We start from the raw sequence: 20,705 nt of genomic DNA, 5'->3' as shown, positions 1-20,705 counted from the left end.
AGAGGACTAAAGCATCTTTTATTCCCCTCTCCTGATATGAGGAGAGGGGTTAGGGGTGAGGTGGGTTTTATATTACATTCTAAAGTTGTTTATCTATATTTTAATTCTTATTTTGATTGTAATTAATTATCCTCTTACTATCTAATAAGAATATATTAAAGTGTAGAAATCAATTTATCGTCAACAAGTTTAATTAGCTTTAAATACTTATAGCAATATTTAATTTTGATTGATTGATTTCTTCTTCTTTAATAAATACCTATACTTACTTTCAGCAGCCTCTAGTAAATAAATAGCATGATCGATTAAATCAGGATCAGATACAGAATTAAAATAACTTCTAGCATCATCCCATTCTTCTCTAGCTTCTATAATCTTCTCTTCTAAATTATCATCAAATCCTGTAGAAATATTAGAAAAATTAAATATTCTATCAATAAATTCAAAAGGCATTAGATCATTGACCTCCTTCAAAAGTAATAGTTACAGATATAATACCCAGAGTGGATAGAAAATATTAAAATTTAAAATAATATTGTATAGAGATAATGCGACACTTTGTGTCGAGTGTGAGTGTGAGCTATGAGTGTGAGTGTGTGTAAAACTTCTTTTTATTGGGGTTTACTCACACTCACACACCCACTCACGCTAATTTTAAAAGTGTCGCAATATACTCACACCCCTTTACTTTAACTTCACATATCTAACAAAAAAAGAAAAAAGCAGTGGATATTATATCCACTGCTTTGAAAATTAATTATCTATAATTATTCTTTTGTAGCTGCAACTTCATCCTTAGCAATTGCTGCTTCAGAATTTTCTAAAGAGTAATCCATTGCAAGATAACGTTGATACATTGTCCAACGACGTTGAGCTTCTTTCTTATTTAATTCTAATAACTCTTCTGCTTCCTCTGGATTAATCTTGTATAGCTGAGAATAACGTCTTTCACTCATTAAGAAGTCATGGTATTTATCCCATTGAGGGTCTTTACAATCAATTTGGAATGGATTCTTACCTTCTTCAGCTAATGCAGGATCAAATCTGAATGTTGGCCAATATCCACACTCAGTAGCCAATTTAGCTTGTTGATTAGCATTAGTTAATCCACCCTTAACACCATGGTTAATACATGGAGAATAAGCAATTACAATTGATGGCCCTTCATGTGCTTCAGCTTCAAGCATTGCTTTTAGTACTTGAGCTGGACTAGCACCATGAGATACTTGAGCTACATATACATGACCATAAGTCATAGCAATTGCAGCTAAGTCCTTCTTCTTACCTGATTTACCACCAGCAGTAAACTTAGCGATAGAACCAGTTGGAGAAGATTTAGAAGACTGTCCACCTGTATTAGAATAAACCTCTGTATCTACTACCAAGATATTAATGTCTTCATTACTAGCAATTACATGGTCTAATCCACCATAACCGATATCATAAGCCCAGCCGTCTCCACCAATCATCCAGTTAGACTGTTTTACGATGAAGTCTTTAACACCTAAGATATCCTTAGCTGCTTCACAAGAAGTGTTAGCTAAAGCATCAACTAATTTAGCTTTTAAGTCTTTAGTAATAGCACCACTGTTACGGTTTTCCATCCATTCTTGATATAAAGCTTTTAATTCAGGCTCTACATCATTTATAGTTTCCATCATAATATTTTTAATTCTGTCACGAGTAGTTTCAGAAGCAACTCTCATACCGAATCCGAATTCAGCATTGTCCTCAAATAATGAGTTTGCCCATGCTGGACCTCTACCATCAACATCTGTAGTAAATGGAGTTGCTGGATAAGAACCACCGTAAATTGAAGAACATCCAGTTGCATTTGCAATTGTCATTCTATCTCCAAATAATTGAGAGATTAACTTAACATATGGAGTCTCTCCACAACCAGCACAAGCTCCAGAGAATTCAAATAATGGCTTAGAGAATTGAGAACCTTTAACATTAGTAGTTTTTAATAAGTCATCTTTATATGTTACTTCATTGAACATATATTCTGCATATTCTGGTTCCCCAGCTGCAATAGACTCTTTAATTGGTACCATTTCAAGAGCTTTATTTCCTCTCATACCTGGACATACATTAGCACAAACTCCACATCCAGTACAGTCTAAAGTAGAAATTTGTAGACGGTATTGTAATCCATCTAATCCTCTACCCATTGGCTTCTTAGTTGTCATGCCTTCAGGAGCATTAGCCACCTCTTCTTCATCCATTAAGAATGGTCTAATTACTGCATGAGGACAGACAAAAGAACATTGATTACATTGAATACAGTTTTCATCTACCCATTTTGGAACAAAGTTAGCAATACCACGTTTTTCATAAGCAGCAGCACCATTAATCATAGTTCCATCTTCATAGCCTTCAAATGCTGATACTGGTAATTCGTATCCTTTGATAGCATTGATTGGATCTGCAATATTCTTAACGAAACCTGGACGATTTTCGTCAACTTTTGCAGCCTCTTCTGCTTCAAGATTAGCCCAAACTGGATCAACTGTTACTTCTACTAAACCTTCAGCACCTTTATCTATAGCCTTCCAGTTAAGCTCAACAATCTCTTTACCTTTACGTCCATATAACTTGTCAGCATATTCTTTCATTAATGTTTGAGCTTTATCATAAGGCATGATTTGCTCATTTAATTTAAAGAATGCAGATTGCATGATAGTGTTAGTACGGCGTCCTAAACCAATCTCTTGAGCTAAAGTTACCGCATCAATAATATAGAACTTAGCATCTTTTTCAGCCAATACTTTTTTAACACTATTAGGCATCTTTTCTACAATTTCATCAGCACTAGAAACTGTATTTAATAAGAAAGTTCCACCTTCTTGTAATCCACTTAGCATATCATACTTATCTAAGTAAGAATCTGTAGAACAGGATACAAAGCTTGGAGTAGATACTAAGTAAGTAGATCTAACTGGGTCTTTTCCAAAACGCAAGTTAGAACGAGTTACTCCACCTGACTTCTTAGAGTCATATGCAAAGTATCCTTGTGCATATAAATCAGTATTATCACCGATGATTTTGATTGTATTCTTATTAGCACCAACAGTACCATCAGAACCTAATCCATAGAATAATGCTTCAGTTACATCATCAGATAATACATTAACTTCTTCTTCAACTGCTAAAGACAAGTTAGTTACATCATCAACGATACCGATTGTAAAGCTATCTTTAGCGTCTCCTGCTAAATTATCAAACACAGCAATAATCTGTGCTGGAGTAGTATCTTTTGAAGATAATCCATAACGTCCACCGATAATCATCGGAGCATTTTCTTTACCATAGAATACTGATTTAATATCTAAGTACAATGGTTCTCCTGCAGAACCAGGCTCTTTTGTTCTATCTAATACAGCAATTCTTTCAACACTCTCTGGTAAAGCATTGAAGAAATACTTAGCACTAAATGGACGATATAAGTGAACAGTTAATAAACCTACTTTACGACCTTGAGCCACTAAATAATCTACTGTTTCTTCAATAGTCTCAGTTACAGATCCCATAGCGATAACAATATCAGTTGCATCTTCAGCACCATAATATACAAATGGAGCATAGTCACGACCAGTTACTTTAGAGATCTCTTCCATATATTTTGCAGCAATATCAGGAACTGCATCATAATATTTATTTTGAACCTCTCTAGTTTGGAAGTATACGTCATCATTTTGAGCACTACCACGAGTTACAGGATGCTCAGGATTTAATGCTTTGTTACGAAATTCTTGAACAGCATCTCTATCCAATAAACGATCATATACTTCATAATCCATTACTTCAACTTTTTGAATTTCATGAGAAGTACGGAATCCATCAAAGAAGTGTAAGAAAGGAACCTTACCTTCAATTGCAGCCAAGTGAGCTACCCCACCTAGATCCATAACTTCTTGTACTGATCCACTAGCAAGCATTGCAAAACCAGTCTGTCTAGCAGCCATTACATCTTGGTGATCACCAAAAATTGATAACGCCTGTGCAGCAATTGATCTTGCAGCTACATGAATAACACCTGGTAATAATTCACCAGCAATCTTATACATGTTAGGAACTTTTAAAAGTAACCCTTGAGATGCAGTATATGTAGTAGTTAATGCACCTGCTTGTAAAGAACCATGTACTGTTGCAGCTGCCCCAGCTTCTGATTGCATCTCTACAACATTTACAGGCATACCATACAAATTCTTCTTACCTTGAGAAGCCCATAAGTCAACATACTCAGCCATCGGAGATGATGGTGTGATAGGATAAATACCAGCTACTTCAGTAAATGCATAAGAAGTATATGCAGCAGCTTGGTTTCCATCCATAGTTTTCATTTTTTTAGCCAATCTTTCCGCCCCCTTGTTTTATGTTTATGTTATGTTCTAAAATTACATATTTTTAGTATACTACAACTATTAATACTAGTCAAATAATCTAATTTTCAGAAAATTCTATTATTTTTTCTCGAATAATTATAATACAAAAAAGAAAAAAGCCACAAAATGTGGCTAAATCTCTCTTCTACCTTCTAAAGCTTTAGATAATGTTACTTCATCAGCATACTCTAAATCTCCACCAACTGGTAATCCATGAGCTATTCTAGTTACTTTAACCCCTAAAGGTTTTAGCAATTTAGATATGTACATTGCAGTAGCCTCTCCTTCAACATTAGGGTCAGTAGCTAAAATAACCTCAGAAGTATTCTCATCTAATCTCGGAAGTAGACTTTTTATCTTGATATCCTCTGGACCAACTCCATCAATAGGAGAAATCGCCCCATGCAAGACATGATAAACTCCTTTATACTCTCCTGTTTTTTCCATAGCAATAACATCTTTTACCTCTTCTACTACACAGATTAGACTCTTATCTCTTTTATGCTGACTACATATTTGGCAAGGATCATTTTGAGTTAAATTATTACAAATAGAACAATATGATAATTTATTTCTTATCTCAGAAATAGACTTTGCCAAATCTTGAGCATCTTTTTGTTTCATTTCCAAAATATGAAAAGCCAATCTTTGTGCAGTTTTCGGTCCTACTCCTGGTAATTTTGAAAGTTGGCCAATCAATTGCGATAAGGGTTGTGCATAATATCTCATAATTTATTTCCCCTTAAACTTAAAATAGTCCTGGAATATTCATCCCACCTGTTAATTTACCCATCTCTTTTTGAGTCATATCTTGTACTTTACGCATAGATTCATTAACTGCCGCTAAAATTAAATCCTCTAACATTTCAACATCATCAGGATCTACTGCATCAGGGTCTATTTTTATTCCAACAATCTCCTGTTGTCCATTTGCTGTTACAGTTACCATTCCACCACCAGCAGAAGCTTCAACAGTCTTTTTAGCTAACTCATCTTGCATCTTTGTCATTTGTCCTTGCATCTTTTGAACTTGTTTCATCATTTTACCCATATCCATAAATACCATCCTCCTATAAATAAAAAATTATTATTAACTAATCTCCTCGACTTTAACAACTGTGCCGTTAAATAAATTAATAGCTTTCTTAACCAAAGGATGCTCTAATATCTCTTGCTCTTTATCCTGAGCTTCATTATTAATATTTCCAGAAAAAATACATTTAACCTTCAAGCTAACTCCCAAAAACTTTTTTAATACTGAAACAACAGTATCTTGCTCTCTTTCTACTGAATCTTTATGAAATTCATGCTCAAAGGAGATAAATAACTTATTATCTTCAACCTTTGCTGGTATTGCATCTTTCAATAATGCTTGCAATCTCATCTTTTTATTGGATTTAAGATAATCTAATATCTCTTCCCATTTATCTCTGATTATATCTATATCAATGTTGACAGGAGCAGATACCTTTACAGTATTTTTATTTTCTAGATCATTATTTTTGGAGTTAGATTGTTCAATATTATCTTCTTTAATACCTGTTTGTACTGAAGATTTATTATCTATATTATTTACTATTATATTTCCATTATCCACTAGGTCTTCTAACCTAGACAAACGTTCTACTAAATTATCTAAAGAGTTCTCTTCATCAAGCTTAATCAGCTTAATGATTCCCATCTCTAAGTTAATACGGGGATGAGTTGTATGCTTCAAATCATAATGTAGCTGATTTAAGGAATTTACCCATTTTAATAATTGGCTAACCTGTAAATTTTCAGCTTGTTCTTCTAATTTCTCTTTATTTTCAATAGTAACATCTATTATCTTACTAATATCTTTACATTCTTTTACTAACAATAAATTACGCAAATGATTAATTAAATCACTTACAAATTTAGCTATATTCTTTCCTTGTTTTATAATGTTATTAATTAACTCTAAGCTACTCTCTATTTCTTTATTTAAAATTGTCTCTGTTAGCTTAAATAGTATTTCATCACTAACTAAACCTAATACTTCTCCAACATCTGTAAGATTAATCTTTTGTCCACTAAAGGAGATAGCTTGGTCTAAAATACTGATAGCATCTCTCATTCCTCCATCAGCATTACGAGCAATAGTAGCTAACACCTCTGTTGAAGCCTCAACATCTTCCTGACTACAGATATAAGCCAATCTATCTTTAATATCACTAATAGATAAGCGACTAAAATCAAAGCGTTGGCACCTGGATAAAATAGTAGGTAGGAGTCTATGAGGTTCGGTTGTAGCTAAAATAAAGATAACATAATCAGGTGGCTCTTCTAAAGTTTTTAGTAAAGCATTAAAAGCCTCTGTTGTTAACATATGTACTTCATCTATAATATATACTTTATAATTTCCCTCAGTAGGAGAAAATTTAACTTTTTCCCTCAAGTCTCTAATTTCATCAATACCTCGATTAGAAGCAGCATCTATCTCAATGACATCGATTGAATTATTATTTCTAATTTTATCACAAGAGTCACATCCATCACACGGATTAACAGTTGGCCCTTCTTTACAATTCAATGCTTTAGCTAAAATCTTAGCAGTACTAGTCTTACCAGTACCCCTAGGTCCACAAAATAGATAAGCATGAGCTATTCTATCCATTTTGATTGCATTTTGTAAAGTTTTGACTACATTCTGTTGACCAGCAATATCAGAAAATTTCTGTGGACGCCATTTTCTATAAAGTGAAATGTAGGCCATCATATAACCCCCAAATAAATTTATATCATAATAATAAGAAAGGACCGTGCATTCGCGTTCACCTACCTCCTCCAAGCGTTACTTAAGCAGTTAGCTCGAATTAGGCACCCCTACGGCACACGGAAGACATTTACTTACCGCTGCTTCCTTCCGGACCTGACGGGGTTCATAAAGCTCCGTTGCGTAGGACCCAATTGTCAACACCACTTACTTAAGCCAGACCTTACAGAAGATAGACTTAGGCGAACATCAATCCCGCTATAGCGGATTGCGGGTTACAGGGTACCGCTACCACCCCATTTAGCACGGTCACAATTTATATAAAGGCAGAAGCCTTTATTGCATAATTTAATTATAACACTTATAATTTTATCAAATATAAAATCATAAGTCAACATGAAGTAAAAAATAGCATCAATTACCAAATAGTTAATAAAATAAAAACACCTTACGGTGATGATTTTTATGGCGGAGAGGGAGGGATTTGAACCCTCGGTAGAAGTTAATCTACACTCGCTTTCCAGGCGAGCCCCTTAAGCCAGACTCGGACACCTCTCCATATTTATCTTAATCTTCTAAAGAAAGATTTCATTATTTGGCGACATTGATCTTCTAAAATACCATGTTGTATTTCTAATCTATGATTTAATAAATTAGAGTCTACCAAATTAAATAAAGTTCCAGCAGCTCCACCTTTAGGATCAGTTGCACCATAGACTAGAGTATCAACCCTAGATTGAACTAATGCGCCAGCACACATAGGACACGGTTCAATGGTGACATATAGAGTACATCCATTTAAACGCCATCCCCCTAATTTTTCAGCAGCTTGACGAATAGCCAATACTTCTGCATGAGCTGTTGCATCTTGCAACTCTTCCTTTAAATTATGAGCTCTAGCTATAATCTTCTTATCTTTAACGATTACAGCACCAATTGGAACTTCTTCTTTATCAAAAGCTTTCTTAGCTTCTTTTAAAGCCTCTTTCATATAATATTCTTTGTTCATCTTTTCACCTAAATTTATGGCGCGCCCGGCAGGATTCGAACCTGCGACCTCCTGATTCGTAGTCAGTTACTCTATCCAGCTGAGCTACGGGCGCACGATGATTAGTTGACAGTGTATAATGTACAGTTTACAGTTAAAAACTTAAGTTCTTAAAGATCTTAGGCTTTTGAACTTAACTGTCCACTGTCAATTGTAAACTGTTAACTGAATTTAAATGGCGGAGAGAGAGGGATTCGAACCCTCGCTAGAGATAATTCCCTACTACAGGTTTAGCAAACCCGCCCCTTCAGCCTACTTGGGTATCTCTCCACGTTATTTAGTTAATAATTAATAATTAAAAATTAAAAGTTAATAGTTTAAGGTTCTAAAGGTATTAATCTCAAGTGTTTACTGTTTACTTTTCACTATTAACTGTTAACTGTTTTTATTGGCGGAGAGGGTGGGATTCGAACCCACGGTACGCGCAAACGTACAACGGTTTTCAAGACCGTCACCATCAACCGGACTCGGACACCTCTCCATTGTTTGTTAAATTCTCTAGACGCTAGATTATTATATAACACTATAAAATATCTGTCAAGGACATTTGAAAGATTTTTTAAATAAAATATCTTTCAAATAGTTTGTCCTTTCCTTGCGACAGATATAATAATAACATAAACTATAAACAAAATCAAATACCTTTTTTTGTAAAAAGATAACTTGCTTATCTCTTTTACATCTCCCCTTTTATCTTAAAGGATAATCTTAATAGCCCTTCAGTAAGATGTTCATTTTCAACAGATACATCTTTAGAAACCTTCAAATCTACAGGGGCAAAGTTCCAAATCCCCTTTACACCCGCAGAAACTAAATTATCGGCAACATCTTGAGCAGAATCTTCAGGTACTGCAATAATACCTATATTAACCTCATTATCTTTAACATACTGATCTAAATTAGCAATATCTCTAACCTTAATTCCATTGATGGTCATACCTATTAATCTTGGATTAATATCAAAAGCAGTCAACAAATTAAAACCTCTTCTTTTAAAATCAGTGGCACTAATTAAAGCCTGACCTAAATTCCCTACACCTACCAACACCATATTACTCTTCTTCTCTATACCCATCACCTTAGCTAAGGCATTGTACAATTTCTCTACATTATATCCATAACCCTGTTGCCCAAAGTTACCAAAGTGATTAAGATCTTGTCTAAGTTGTGGTGCTGATACTCCAACAATTTCCCCAAATTCTCGTGAAGAAATCTTTTCTACCCCTCTTTTCAATAGTTTACCTAGATGACGATGATATTTAGGTAATCTTTTGATAACAGCAGTAGGTATCACAACTGATTTTCCTTCTTTATGAATCATAATAACATCCCCCTCTTTATTTGCGGTGAAATTTATGACTCCCAAATCGGCTTATAAAAGCTTTAGCTTCTTTATTATGTATTGAATACCTTATGTCAGATTCTTCGCCAAAATTATTTACTTGCTTGGTTGTAAACTTAGTATCCATTAATGTAGCAGGACCTCCTACACACCCTCCTTCACAACCCATTCCTTCTATAAAACAGTTTTGATATTGGTTAGCTTTAGCCAATCTCAATACTTTAATACACTCCTTTAGACCTTGAGCCTTAATTGTATTAAACTCTCTATTTGGATCTAGTTGAGATACAGAGCCTTCTACTGCCTTAATTAATCCACCACTTCTAGCAAAAGTTCTTCCATCATCAGTAGCATCTTCAAAATCATTATCATCAGGAGAAATACTAGCTAAATTAATTCCCGCTCCTACAAACATAGAACCCAACTCTTCAAAGGTTAATACAGCATCTACCTCATCATTTTTCAATGCCTCATCTTTTTTAGCGATACAAGGTCCGATAAATACTACTTTAGAATCTGGATACTCCTCTTTTAAAGCTTTAGCCAAAGCCACCATAGGTGATACAGTACTAGATATATTCTCGATTAATTCCGAAAACTCCTGCTCAATTAGAGCTAAAAAGGCCGGACAGCAAGAAGTGGTTAAATAATCCTGTTTGTCAGGAACCTTATCTAAAAATTCTTGGCTCTCTTCGATAGCAACTATATCAGCTCCTAAGGCAACCTCTTTTATCATATTAAAACCTAATTCTTTTAAGCCTTGTTTAATCTGAGGTGCTTTTATTTTAGCACCAAATTGTCCTACAAAAGCAGGGGCTAAAATTGCAATTACATCTTCATTTTTAACCATATTTATAGTCTGCAAAATCTGTGATTTATATGTAATTGCTCCAAAAGGACAAGCCTTAATACAAGAACCACAAGAAACACAACTATCATAATTAATCTTTGCTTGTCTATTACTATCAGCAGTAATAGCCTCTATACCACAAGCGGTTTCACAAGGTCTGCTCATCTTTAAAATCGCATTATAGGAGCATGATTTCTGGCATAGACCACACTCTATACACTTATTTTGATCAATATATGCTCTATTTTGTACTATAACAATGGCATCTTTAGGGCATACATTGATACAGCTATGGTCTACACAGTTTCGACAAGCATCACTTACTCTATACTTATCTAAAGGACAACGATCACAAGCAATATCTAGTACATTCACATTATTCCCTTCTACTTTTTCTAAATTCAAAGCTTGCGTAGCTAACTCCTTTAAATTCTTAGCATCACCATTTGCTTCTAATCCTAAAGCAGATTTAATCCGGTGATTAACAATTGCTCTCTCTTTATGGGCACAACATCTATAACCTAACCCTTGTTCTGGAATTAATTGCTCTGGTAATTTATCAATATCCTCTTCTAATCTACCTTCAAAAGCTAATTGAGCTATACTACTAAATACTCTACGTCTTAATTTAGTTACCTCTGAAACATTTTTAGCCACAATAAACTCCTCCTTATTTATCTTATTTATCTTATTTATCTTATTTATCTAACTTATCCTTAATCAAATCAATTAAATCCTTAGGTCTAGTAGGAGCATATATCTCATCATTAATTCTTACTGCTGGGGCACCTTTACACCTATCTAAACAATTAACTGCCTCAACATCAATATCAATCTCTGTCTTTTTATTAAAATCCTGTACAGCCTCAATTAAATTCTGGGAACCCATCAAATGACATGGAGTACCAATACACACTTGAACTTTAATTTCCATTCTTATCCCTCCTTTATAAAGCTAAAACCATTCTACAATTACCTTCTTTCCTTTATCTCTCAAACAATTTACTAACCTTTTTATAATCTGTTTTCTAATTGCCATATTTTCAGGCAATCTCAGACTCTGATGGGCTGGATTAATCTTCTTACCTACTAACATTTTGATACTATCACTTTCTAGTAACAGTCTGGCTAATTCAGTTGCCCCATCTTTTTGTTTAGGTAAGTCCTCTTGACAATTTACATTTGTGATTCTTTCTACTGTCTTATTTAAAGTCAGTAAGCCTTCAGTAACTAAATCTACTCCATCTAACTGAGAAGTAGGAGGAATTTCTGGATCATAATAGGTCAAACTAACCTCTAATTCTTCATTTAATTCTCTAGCAACTATTTGGGCACTAGTACCCCCTGCAATTACCTTCTTTCCTGAACTAGAGATTAACTTATCAACAACTTCTTTATCTCTCTCTCCATTTTTAGGAGGACCACTGAATAATATCAGTTCCCTCTCTTCCCTAAAGAGTGCAATAACAGCTGTTGTATCATCACCAGGCTCCATACAATAATAAGCATTACAGACCTCAATTAATTCTTCTGCAAACTTATTACTACTCTGGTATTTGCCAATAATTCGTTCAAAATGTTCTGCTATACCATCCCAACCCAAACCAAAATTAAGTAAGCCACCTACCCCGGCATGAGTAACACCATCACTAATTAACATAATCATTTCATTATTATTTAATTGAAAATGTGCTTCTTTTACCTCTTTATCCCCTACTTTTCTCTTCTTCATATCTATTTTAGAAATATTCCCCTTACTATCTACAAAAAAAGAATCAGGATTATCTATTTCTACTAAATATGCTCTACCATCATTAAATATCTGTAAAATAGATAAGGTAGAATAAGCTAATTGCCTCTCTTTACAGACTGGTAATGTATTGGTGATGGTATCTACCACCTCTTCTAAAGGTATTCCTTTCTCTAATAACCTGCTAGCAATCTTGGTAGTCAGAGTAGATAATATATTTGCTTTTACTCCACTTCCTAACCCATCAGATAAGACTATAATCTTACTATCTTCAGTCTCTACAATCTCTACATTATCTCCACATAACTCTTCATTATGCTTAGAAATTCTAGAAACACTAGTCTCCACAAACATATTTATCTTTCCTCCTCTTGCATTAACTGTCGTACTTCATATAAGATCGCCTTTGTTTCTGAGGTAGATTCCCCCAATAATCCTGCAATCTCTTGGGCTACCTTCATCTGTTTATGAATAACTTGATTAGCTTTCTCCAAAGTCGTCTCTTTCATCTTAGCCACTCTCTCATTATGATTCTCTCTCTCTGTAACATCAGTAATTATACCGATCACCAATTCATAATCAATTAACGGAAAGACAGACTGCTCACATATCAAATCATATTGTTTATATTCAACCTTTTTTTGAGAAATAGATTTCTTATTAAACCATGCATCTAAATAATCTTTTGGGTCAATATATCTATATAATTTATGACCTATGGCAATCTCATCATTACGGTTAAATAATTCATCTGCCTTAGGATTGAACTTTTGAATTGTCATATCTTTATCTACAACAATAATTGCATTAGGTGATGACTCTACAATTATATCTGCCAAAGACTCCATCTTACCTTTCATATAAGGAATACACATCTTTAGTTCAGCTAAACCCTGATAGATAGCTATAGCTTTTTCACGGCAGCTATTATAGCCACAGCCACCACAATCCAACTCATCTTTTTTGCTAAATTTTCCAGTCTGTGATAATATCAATCTAATTTGATTTTCTGTAGGTATCTTCTCTTCAATTTTGCGATTAAGATATTCCCGACTTGTATCTATTTTAATCTCATTAATATTAGATTTATCTTTCTCTATATCTTCCTTTTGAGCATATTTTACTACTCTTTCTTTTCGAGAATTAATACTCAACTCTGAGTTGATACCAGGACCATTTATACACCCTCCAGAGCACACCATAGCCTCAATAAATTTCGGATTAATTTCATCTGCTAATATGTCTTCAAAAGTCCTCATACATTCACCTAATCCCGAAATGGATAATACTTCTGTACTCAATCCGAAATTAATATTTGCTGCCTTTAAAACACCATTCTCTACTGGAAAAGCTCTAGACCAATTTCCTGAAATACTTTTAAATTTATCTGTTTCTAAATTATTCAAATCTATATCTTCAGATGAAAATATTTTTTCTAACTCCTCAAAAGTAATTGCTAAATCAACAGCTTCTTTGGAACTCTTCCAATCTATCTCTTTAATTTTAGCTATACAAGGACCTATAAAGACTACCTTTGAATCTCGATAGTTATCCTTTATCAACTTAGCATGGGCTACCATAGGAGAGATCGTAGGGGATAGATAAGGAATTAAATCAGGATAATGCTTCTCTACTAAACTAACTACAGCTGGACAACAAGCTGATATAAGTGTCTTATCACCCATCTCTAATAATTCTCCATACTTTCTTGCTATCACTTCTGCTCCTACACTTGTCTCCTCAACATCATAAAATCCTAAATTCTTTAAAGCTGTTATTAATTGCCCTGGACTACAATCAAAAGCGGCTGGAAAAGATGGAGCTATACTGGCTATTACCTTCTCTTCTTTTAATAACTTCTTTAAATTTTCTAAATGATTGGTAACACCCTTAGCATTCTGTGGGCATATCTCTATACAATGTCCACAGTTAATACATTTTTCTTTTACAACCTCTGCTTGACCATTATTAATTTTAATTGCTTTGACAGAACAATCTCTCACACAACGATAACAGTCTTTACACTCCGATTCACTTAAAGTAATGATGCTCAATCAATTCACCCCTTTATTGAATTCTTTATAAAAGAGTTCTTTTATATTTTCTGGAGATACATTTGTAATTATCTCTTGATCAAATTTAAGGATAACACCCTCTGTACATTTACCTTGGCAAAAAGAAGCACCTAATTCTATTTCTGTATCTAATTCTTCCTCTTTGATTATCTTTTTTAATATCTCTACAATTTGATAAGCCCCTTTAATATGACAACTACTTCCAACACAAATTAGAATTTTTTTCATCAAAAACCCCTCTGTCGTTATTTTTTTAACAATATAAATTAAAAAAATGAATCTCTGTTTTTATATTAACATGTAAAGTAATTTTTGACAACTCTATTATTTAGTTTTATAAATAAAAAAACATCCTTTTTAGGATGATTAGATTATAAACTATTATATTAAAATGGCGGAGAGAGAGGGATTCGAACCCTCGCTAGAGATAATTCCCTACTACAGGTTTAGCAAACCCGCCCCTTCAGCCTACTTGGGTATCTCTCCACATTATTAGTTGACAGTTGACAATTTACAGTGTACAGTTAAAAGATCTTGAAGTTCTTGACCTTAAACTGTTAACTATTCACTGTTAACTACTTTTATTGGCGGAGAGGGTGGGATTCGAACCCACGGTACGCGCAAACGTACAACGGTTTTCAAGACCGTCACCATCAACCGGACTCGGACACCTCTCCGTATTAACTTAACACAAGATTTATTATAATTTATTTCAAAAGAATTGTCAAGGAAAATCAATAAAAAATTAATGGATCTAAAATTTTAGACCCATTAATACTTCTAACCTAATTAATCTCTTCAATTCCACCCATATAAGGTCTTAAAGCTTCGGGTATAGTTATGCTACCATCTTCATTTTGATAATTTTCTAAGATGGCAGCTACAGTTCTTCCTATAGCTAGCCCTGAACCATTTAATGTATGAATATATTCTGTACTAGCATTAGGCTCAGGACGATATCTGATTCCAGCACGCCTTGCTTGATAATCTTCAAAATTACTACAAGAAGATATTTCACGATAAGTATCATAGCTTGGTAACCAAACTTCAATATCATAAGTTTTAGCAGAAGAGAAGGTCAAATCACCTGTACACAATGTAACTACACGATATGGAAGCTCTAACCTTTGTAAAATAGTCTCTGCATTTTCCACTAGCTTCTCCAACTCTTCATAAGAGTCTTCGGGCTTAACAAACTTTACCATTTCAACTTTGTTGAATTGATGCTGACGAATAATACCTCTAGTATCACGACCATGAGAACCAGCCTCAGATCTAAAACAAGCACTATAAGCTGTGTGATATATAGGCAAATCATCAGCAGATAGGATTTCATCACGATACATATTTGTTACTGGAACTTCAGCAGTTGGAACTAAATAATAATCACTACCAGCTAATTTAAAAGCATCTTCTTCAAACTTAGGAAGCTGTCCTGTCCCTGTCATACTCTCACTATTCACGATAAAAGGAGGAAATATCTCTTGATAACCGTGTTCTTGAGTATGAATGTCAATCATAAAACTAATCAAGGCTCTTTCTAATCTTGCTCCTGATTTTTTTAAGAAGGTGAATCTAGAGCCTGTTACTTTAGCTCCTCGCTCAAAATCCAATATATCTAAATCTACCCCTAAATCCCAATGGGGCTTGGCTTTAAAATCAAATTTTGTCGGTTCCCCCCATGTTCTAATACAAACATTATCATCTTCATCTTTACCTACTGGTACATCTTTATTAGGAATATTGGGAATTCTTAGCATAATATCTTCTAACTTTTGATTATAGCCTTTAACCTTATCATCTAAATCTTTAATTTTGTCTGATACTTCTCCCATCTTTCGAATAACTTTTTGGGCTTCTTCCTCTTTTCCATCCCTCTTCAGTAATCCAATTTTAGAAGACTCTTGATTACGAATCTGCTTTAAGCTCTCTACTTCTTGAATCAACTCTCTTCTCTTTATATCAATCTCAGCAAATTCATCAATCGGAGCTTCAGTTCCTCGTTTATTTAAAGATTCTTTAACCAAATCAATATTTCCTCTAACAAAACCTAAGTCTAACATCTTTATCCTCCTCTTCTCTCTTAACGCTCATTATAAAGTTAATACATTTACATCTACCATACCATTAATCTCTAATAACTCTTCTTTTAATTTATTATCAATCTCTTGATCTATATTTAAAACCATTATAGCCTTTCCACCAATCTTATTACGCCCCAGTTTTAAGCTAGCTATATTAATCCCATTATCACCTAATAAGGTTCCAACTTTACCAACTACACCTGGCTGGTCAGTATGGTTAGTTACTAATAAGATCCCTTCAGGTATAATATCAATTTCATAACCATCTATTTCTAGAATTCTTAATTCATTTTTGTTGAATACAGTTCCAGATAGTTGTCTTACACCTTCACTATTTTTAACCTTTAAAGTAATCAAACTAGAATAAATATTAGTATCATCATTTTTACTTTCACTGACCTTAATTCCTCTTTCTTCAGCAAGTAATCTGGCATTCACCAAATTAACATTATCATCTAAAATAGGATTTAATAGACCCTTTAATAGTGTAGTGGTTACTGGTTGCAAATCATAATCAGTAATTTCACCTGTATAAATAACTTCAACTTCTTCAATTCTATTATCAGTTAGACCAGCATAGAAATTCCCAAGTTTTTCTGCTAGATTGAAATATGGTCTAATTTGATTCATTTCCTCTGGCTCTAAAGTAGGTATATTTAATGGAGTTTTTGGGAAACCTCTCTCAAATACCATTAACATTTGACGAGCAGCATCAATAGAAACATTATCCATAGCTTCAACTGTGGTTCCACCTAAATGAGGTGCTACAATTACATTCTCTTCTAATTGTAATAAAGGATAATCTTCTGTAAGTGGCTCTTCTTCATGTACATCTATACCTGCTGCTGCTACTTTACCATTTTTAATAGCTTCATATAAGGCTTTATGATCAACATTCTTTCCTCTAGCTACATTTACTACTCTAACCCCATCCTTCATTTTCGCAAATTCTTCTGTACTCAAAATATGATGAGTTTCTTCAGTTAGAGGAGTATGTAAAGTAATATAATCAGCTTGTTCTAATAATTCATCTAATTCTACTAATTCTACTCCTAATTCTTTACCTCGTGAAGCTGGAATATAAGGATCACTCGCAATTATATTCATATCAAAAGCTTTAGCTCTTTGAGATACTAAACCACCAATTCTCCCTAATCCAATAATACCTAAAGTCTTTTCATATAGTTCAACACCCATATATTTCTTTCTATCCCAAACCCCTTGATGCAAAGCTTGATTTGCTTGAGCTGTATTTCTAGAAACACCTAGCATTAAAGCCATTGTCTGTTCAGCAGCAGAAATTGAATTCTGTCCTGGAGTATTTAAAACTATAATTCCCATTTTAGATGCTGCTTCTACATCAATATTATCATAACCTGAACCTGCCCTAGCAATTACTTTTAAATTAGTAGCATGACTTAAGACTTCTTCATTTAATGGTGTCATACTCCTTAAAATAATTCCATCATACTTACCTATCTCTTCTAATAACTCTTCATAAGATAAATTGGTATTATAAGTAACCTCAATACCATTCTCTTCTAAAACATCAACACCTTTTTGTGAAATAACATCGCTAACTAATACCTTCATTAACTTCTCTCCTCCTCATAAAATACTTCTTGGGCAGCAGCTAAGCCTGCTCCTAACTCTAACTCAAATCCTAACTCTAGTAATACAAACTCTAAAGCTGATATAGTAGATAAGATATCAATTCTACTCACATTCCCTAGATGTCCAATCCTAAAGACTTTTCCTTGTAGCTGTCCTTTACTACCAGTAACATAGACATTATATTTATCTTTTAACTTATTTCTTAATAGACTATAAGCTATACCTTCTGGCAATTTAACAGCAGTTACTGTCTTAGAAGCAATTTTATCATCAACTAATAACTCTAAACCGATAGCCTTCATGGATGATCTTATTGCTTTAGTAATTATTTCATGCCTTTTAAACACATTCTCTAATCCCTCTTTTTTAATATCTCTTAATACTTCTCTTAATACATAGAGAATAGAGATGGCTGGTGTAGCAGGTGTTTGATTTTTAGCATCATAACGGTCTTTAGCACGTTTAAAGTCTAAATAGAATTTAGGTAAATCAGATGATTCATAGGCTTTTAATGCTCTAGGACTAATACTTACTAAACACAGCCCTGGAGGGCTCATTAAAGCTTTCTGTGAAGATGTAACTACTACATCAGCCCCCCATTCATCTGCCTTCAATTCAATTCCTGCTAATGAGCTAACAGCATCAATTAATAATAAACAATTATATTTTCTAGCTAACTTACCTATAGGTTTAGGATGATTAATAACTCCAGTTGAAGTTTCATTATGAGTCATTAAGATTGCTTTAATCTCTCCTTTTTTATAACTAGCTAATTTCTCTTCTACTTCTTTTGGTTCTACGGCTTCTCCCCAAGGAACATCTAACCTATCTACTTCTACACCATACTTCTCAGCAATAGTAGCATACCTTTCACCAAAAGCCCCTGTACATAGAGATAATATCTTATCCCCCTTAGACAAAGTATTAGCAATAGAACCTTCTAACCCACCAGTACCAGAACAAGTTAAAACTAATACATCATTTTTAGTCTGGAAAACATACTTTAAACCATCAACTACTTCTTTTAATAACTTTTCACACTCTACTTCACGATGACCAATCATTTCTGTAGCACCAGCCAACCTTGCCCTTTCAGGAATCGGAGTTGGACCAGGTAACATTAATGTTCTCTTCTCCTTCATAATATCTATCTCCCTTCTCGATACTCATAGCTTTACTAAAGGATATTAATAGTTTTTACACAATATTAATTATATAAATAAAAATCCCCCATCCCAAACAGACCCAGTAATAATTGGATTTGTTAGGGACGAGAGATTAATAATTACCCGCGTTGCCACCCTAATTGGTCAGAAATTGACCCTCTTTAATGGCAGATAACGGTGCCACCGATTTAGCTTGTATTCACTAACCACTCTTAGGCGGATTCGATTTATCTTTATATCAGCTCCCAGCAGCCACTGACTCTCTCTAGATAAAGATAAAATCTACTATTCCTATTCATTGTGTTTGATATATGTGTTTAATTTTCTCTTTATTTATGGAATATTATATAATAAGAGAAAGTAAAATGCAACCCTTTAAATCAAAATTAAAATTTATTATAAATATTCTTTAGTAATAATAGAATCCAAGATTTTTATCTTTTATATTATTTGTCTGCACCGATAAGTTATTCATTAGCCCTTTAATTAAATTTTTATTAAAAGAACCCAATAGAATTTCTATAGGCGACAATTTATTGTAATAAATCAAATTAGGTTCTCCTTCAATTCCAGATATTTTAGCTAATTCATCTACTGCATCATAAAAGGTTCCTAATTCATCTACTAAGCCTAATTCTTTAGCTTGCTCTCCACTATAAATTCTACCATCAGCCAGCTCTTTAACCCTATCTTCTGTCATAGACCTACCTTCCATGACAGCACCAACAAATTGTTGATATACCCCTTCAACCATTGTTTGTAAAATTTCCTTTTCTCTAGCAGTCATCTCTCTATCCGGATTACCTAAATCCTTATATTTTCTACTTTTAATAGTAATATAGTCCACGCCAATTTTATTGTATAGTTCTTTTAGATTAGCAAATTGCATTATAACACCAATACTCCCTGTAATAGTAGAGGGATTAGCATAAATTTTATTAGCTGCCATAGATACATAGTAACCACCTGAAGCAGCTGCATCCCCCATAGATACAACTATAGGTTTACCAGTTTCCCTAAATTTTCTTAATTCTCGATAGATTGCATCAGAAGCAGCTGAACTACCACCAGGGCTGTTCACTCTTAATAAAATACCTTTAACTGATTCATCATCTTTAGCTTGATTAATATGAGCCATTATCTGGTCGGAAGTAACTTCCATACTACCAAAAGCTCCTCCACCCTCTCCTCCTACAATAGGCCCACTTATATTTATTACTGCTAAACTATCTTTAGCTTTATTTTCTGAATCAACAAAACTCTTAACTAATATATAAAAACCACTTGCTAAAAATAATAAAGAAATCATAAATATAATCGCCATGACCAATAGAACTTTTTTTACATTAATCTCCATATACATCCTCCTAGTTGATATTACTGTAATTATAATTATTAATTTAACCAAATTAGAAGTTAAAAATTAATAAGTAATTTAATTGATAATATCAAATTTAGATATCAATGATAATAAATCCTTTTTTATTAGTATAATTTATTTCCTTGAAATTAAAAAAACTTCTAGACTATAGTCTAGAAGTTTTTTTAATTTTTCTGGCAGTGACCTACTCTCCCACAGGGCTGCCCCTGCAGTACAATCGGCGCTGGAGGACTTAACTGCTGTGTTCGAAATGAGAACAGGTGTGACCCC

Annotated in this window: 16 protein-coding genes, 6 tRNA genes, 1 rRNA gene, 1 other RNA gene and 1 other annotated feature; all 24 genes read right to left on the bottom strand. The window is 33.8% G+C overall.

The window, feature by feature from the left end:
- Positions 1-219: 219 nt before the first annotated feature.
- Positions 220-453 (bottom strand): DUF2508 family protein, encoded by a 234-nt coding sequence (locus tag ACTCDL_RS06010; protein ID WP_463175013.1) that lies wholly within the window; start codon positions 451-453, stop codon positions 220-222.
- Between the two features lie 314 nt (positions 454-767).
- Positions 768-4,358 carry a pyruvate:ferredoxin (flavodoxin) oxidoreductase gene (gene nifJ, locus ACTCDL_RS06005; protein WP_463175012.1) on the bottom strand — a complete coding sequence of 1,197 codons (3,591 nt, stop codon included), beginning with the start codon at positions 4,356-4,358 and terminating at the stop codon, positions 768-770.
- A gap of 162 nt (positions 4,359-4,520) precedes the next feature.
- On the bottom strand, positions 4,521-5,117 hold the full coding sequence (gene recR, locus ACTCDL_RS06000) for a recombination mediator RecR (protein WP_463175010.1): 597 nt from the start codon (positions 5,115-5,117) through the stop codon (positions 4,521-4,523).
- A gap of 19 nt (positions 5,118-5,136) precedes the next feature.
- Positions 5,137-5,445: a YbaB/EbfC family nucleoid-associated protein gene (locus ACTCDL_RS05995; RefSeq protein ID WP_463175007.1), complete on the bottom strand. Its 309-nt coding sequence runs from the start codon at positions 5,443-5,445 to the stop codon at positions 5,137-5,139.
- A gap of 33 nt (positions 5,446-5,478) precedes the next feature.
- On the bottom strand, positions 5,479-7,125 hold the full coding sequence (gene dnaX / locus ACTCDL_RS05990; protein WP_463175005.1) for a DNA polymerase III subunit gamma/tau: 1,647 nt from the start codon (positions 7,123-7,125) through the stop codon (positions 5,479-5,481).
- 44 nt (positions 7,126-7,169) lie between these two features.
- An RNA gene (ffs, locus tag ACTCDL_RS05985) (signal recognition particle sRNA large type) lies at positions 7,170-7,434 on the bottom strand.
- Positions 7,435-7,591: 157 nt separating this feature from the next.
- Positions 7,592-7,683 (bottom strand) — tRNA-Ser (locus ACTCDL_RS05980).
- A gap of 4 nt (positions 7,684-7,687) precedes the next feature.
- Positions 7,688-8,134, bottom strand: coding sequence for a tRNA adenosine(34) deaminase TadA (gene tadA / locus ACTCDL_RS05975; protein ID WP_463175001.1), 447 nt, complete (start codon positions 8,132-8,134; stop codon positions 7,688-7,690).
- A 17-nt stretch (positions 8,135-8,151) separates the two neighbouring features.
- Positions 8,152-8,228, bottom strand: a tRNA-Arg gene (locus tag ACTCDL_RS05970).
- Between the two features lie 121 nt (positions 8,229-8,349).
- Positions 8,350-8,443: transfer RNA gene (locus tag ACTCDL_RS05965), tRNA-Ser, on the bottom strand.
- 119 nt (positions 8,444-8,562) lie between these two features.
- A tRNA-Ser gene (locus tag ACTCDL_RS05960) sits at positions 8,563-8,654 on the bottom strand.
- 195 nt (positions 8,655-8,849) lie between these two features.
- Entirely contained in the window at positions 8,850-9,494 is a 645-nt protein-coding gene (locus ACTCDL_RS05955; protein ID WP_463175000.1) for a redox-sensing transcriptional repressor Rex, read from the bottom strand.
- A gap of 16 nt (positions 9,495-9,510) precedes the next feature.
- Positions 9,511-11,022 carry a 4Fe-4S dicluster domain-containing protein gene (locus tag ACTCDL_RS05950; RefSeq protein ID WP_463174997.1) on the bottom strand — a complete coding sequence of 504 codons (1,512 nt, stop codon included), beginning with the start codon at positions 11,020-11,022 and terminating at the stop codon, positions 9,511-9,513.
- A gap of 40 nt (positions 11,023-11,062) precedes the next feature.
- Positions 11,063-11,299: an NAD(P)H-dependent oxidoreductase subunit E gene (locus ACTCDL_RS05945; RefSeq protein ID WP_463174994.1), complete on the bottom strand. Its 237-nt coding sequence runs from the start codon at positions 11,297-11,299 to the stop codon at positions 11,063-11,065.
- Positions 11,300-11,320: 21 nt separating this feature from the next.
- A complete protein-coding gene (locus ACTCDL_RS05940) occupies positions 11,321-12,469 on the bottom strand; it encodes a SpoIIE family protein phosphatase (protein WP_463174992.1) in 1,149 nt (382 codons plus the stop codon).
- A gap of 2 nt (positions 12,470-12,471) precedes the next feature.
- Entirely contained in the window at positions 12,472-14,169 is a 1,698-nt protein-coding gene (locus ACTCDL_RS05935; protein WP_463174989.1) for a [Fe-Fe] hydrogenase large subunit C-terminal domain-containing protein, read from the bottom strand.
- Complete coding sequence (locus tag ACTCDL_RS05930; RefSeq protein ID WP_463174987.1) at positions 14,170-14,418, bottom strand: (2Fe-2S) ferredoxin domain-containing protein; 249 nt, start codon at positions 14,416-14,418, stop codon at positions 14,170-14,172.
- 164 nt (positions 14,419-14,582) lie between these two features.
- Positions 14,583-14,676, bottom strand: a tRNA-Ser gene (locus ACTCDL_RS05925).
- A gap of 99 nt (positions 14,677-14,775) precedes the next feature.
- Positions 14,776-14,867 (bottom strand) — tRNA-Ser (locus tag ACTCDL_RS05920).
- Between the two features lie 108 nt (positions 14,868-14,975).
- Complete coding sequence (serS, locus tag ACTCDL_RS05915; RefSeq protein ID WP_463174983.1) at positions 14,976-16,253, bottom strand: serine--tRNA ligase; 1,278 nt, start codon at positions 16,251-16,253, stop codon at positions 14,976-14,978.
- A 30-nt stretch (positions 16,254-16,283) separates the two neighbouring features.
- Entirely contained in the window at positions 16,284-17,867 is a 1,584-nt protein-coding gene (gene serA, locus ACTCDL_RS05910) for a phosphoglycerate dehydrogenase (protein ID WP_463174981.1), read from the bottom strand.
- Positions 17,867-19,030: a pyridoxal-phosphate-dependent aminotransferase family protein gene (locus ACTCDL_RS05905; protein WP_463174978.1), complete on the bottom strand. Its 1,164-nt coding sequence runs from the start codon at positions 19,028-19,030 to the stop codon at positions 17,867-17,869. Before ACTCDL_RS05905 ends, serA begins: the two co-directional genes overlap by 1 nt.
- Positions 19,031-19,151: 121 nt before the next feature.
- Positions 19,152-19,362: a binding site (T-box leader), on the bottom strand.
- Positions 19,363-19,463: 101 nt separating this feature from the next.
- Positions 19,464-20,411, bottom strand: coding sequence for a signal peptide peptidase SppA (gene sppA / locus ACTCDL_RS05900; protein ID WP_463174976.1), 948 nt, complete (start codon positions 20,409-20,411; stop codon positions 19,464-19,466).
- Between the two features lie 195 nt (positions 20,412-20,606).
- Positions 20,607-20,705 (bottom strand): 5S ribosomal RNA (gene rrf / locus ACTCDL_RS05895); the annotation flags it as partial.

It is taken from the genome of Orenia sp. (assembly GCF_055140805.1).
This window is presented reverse-complemented; position numbering and strand designations above follow the sequence as displayed.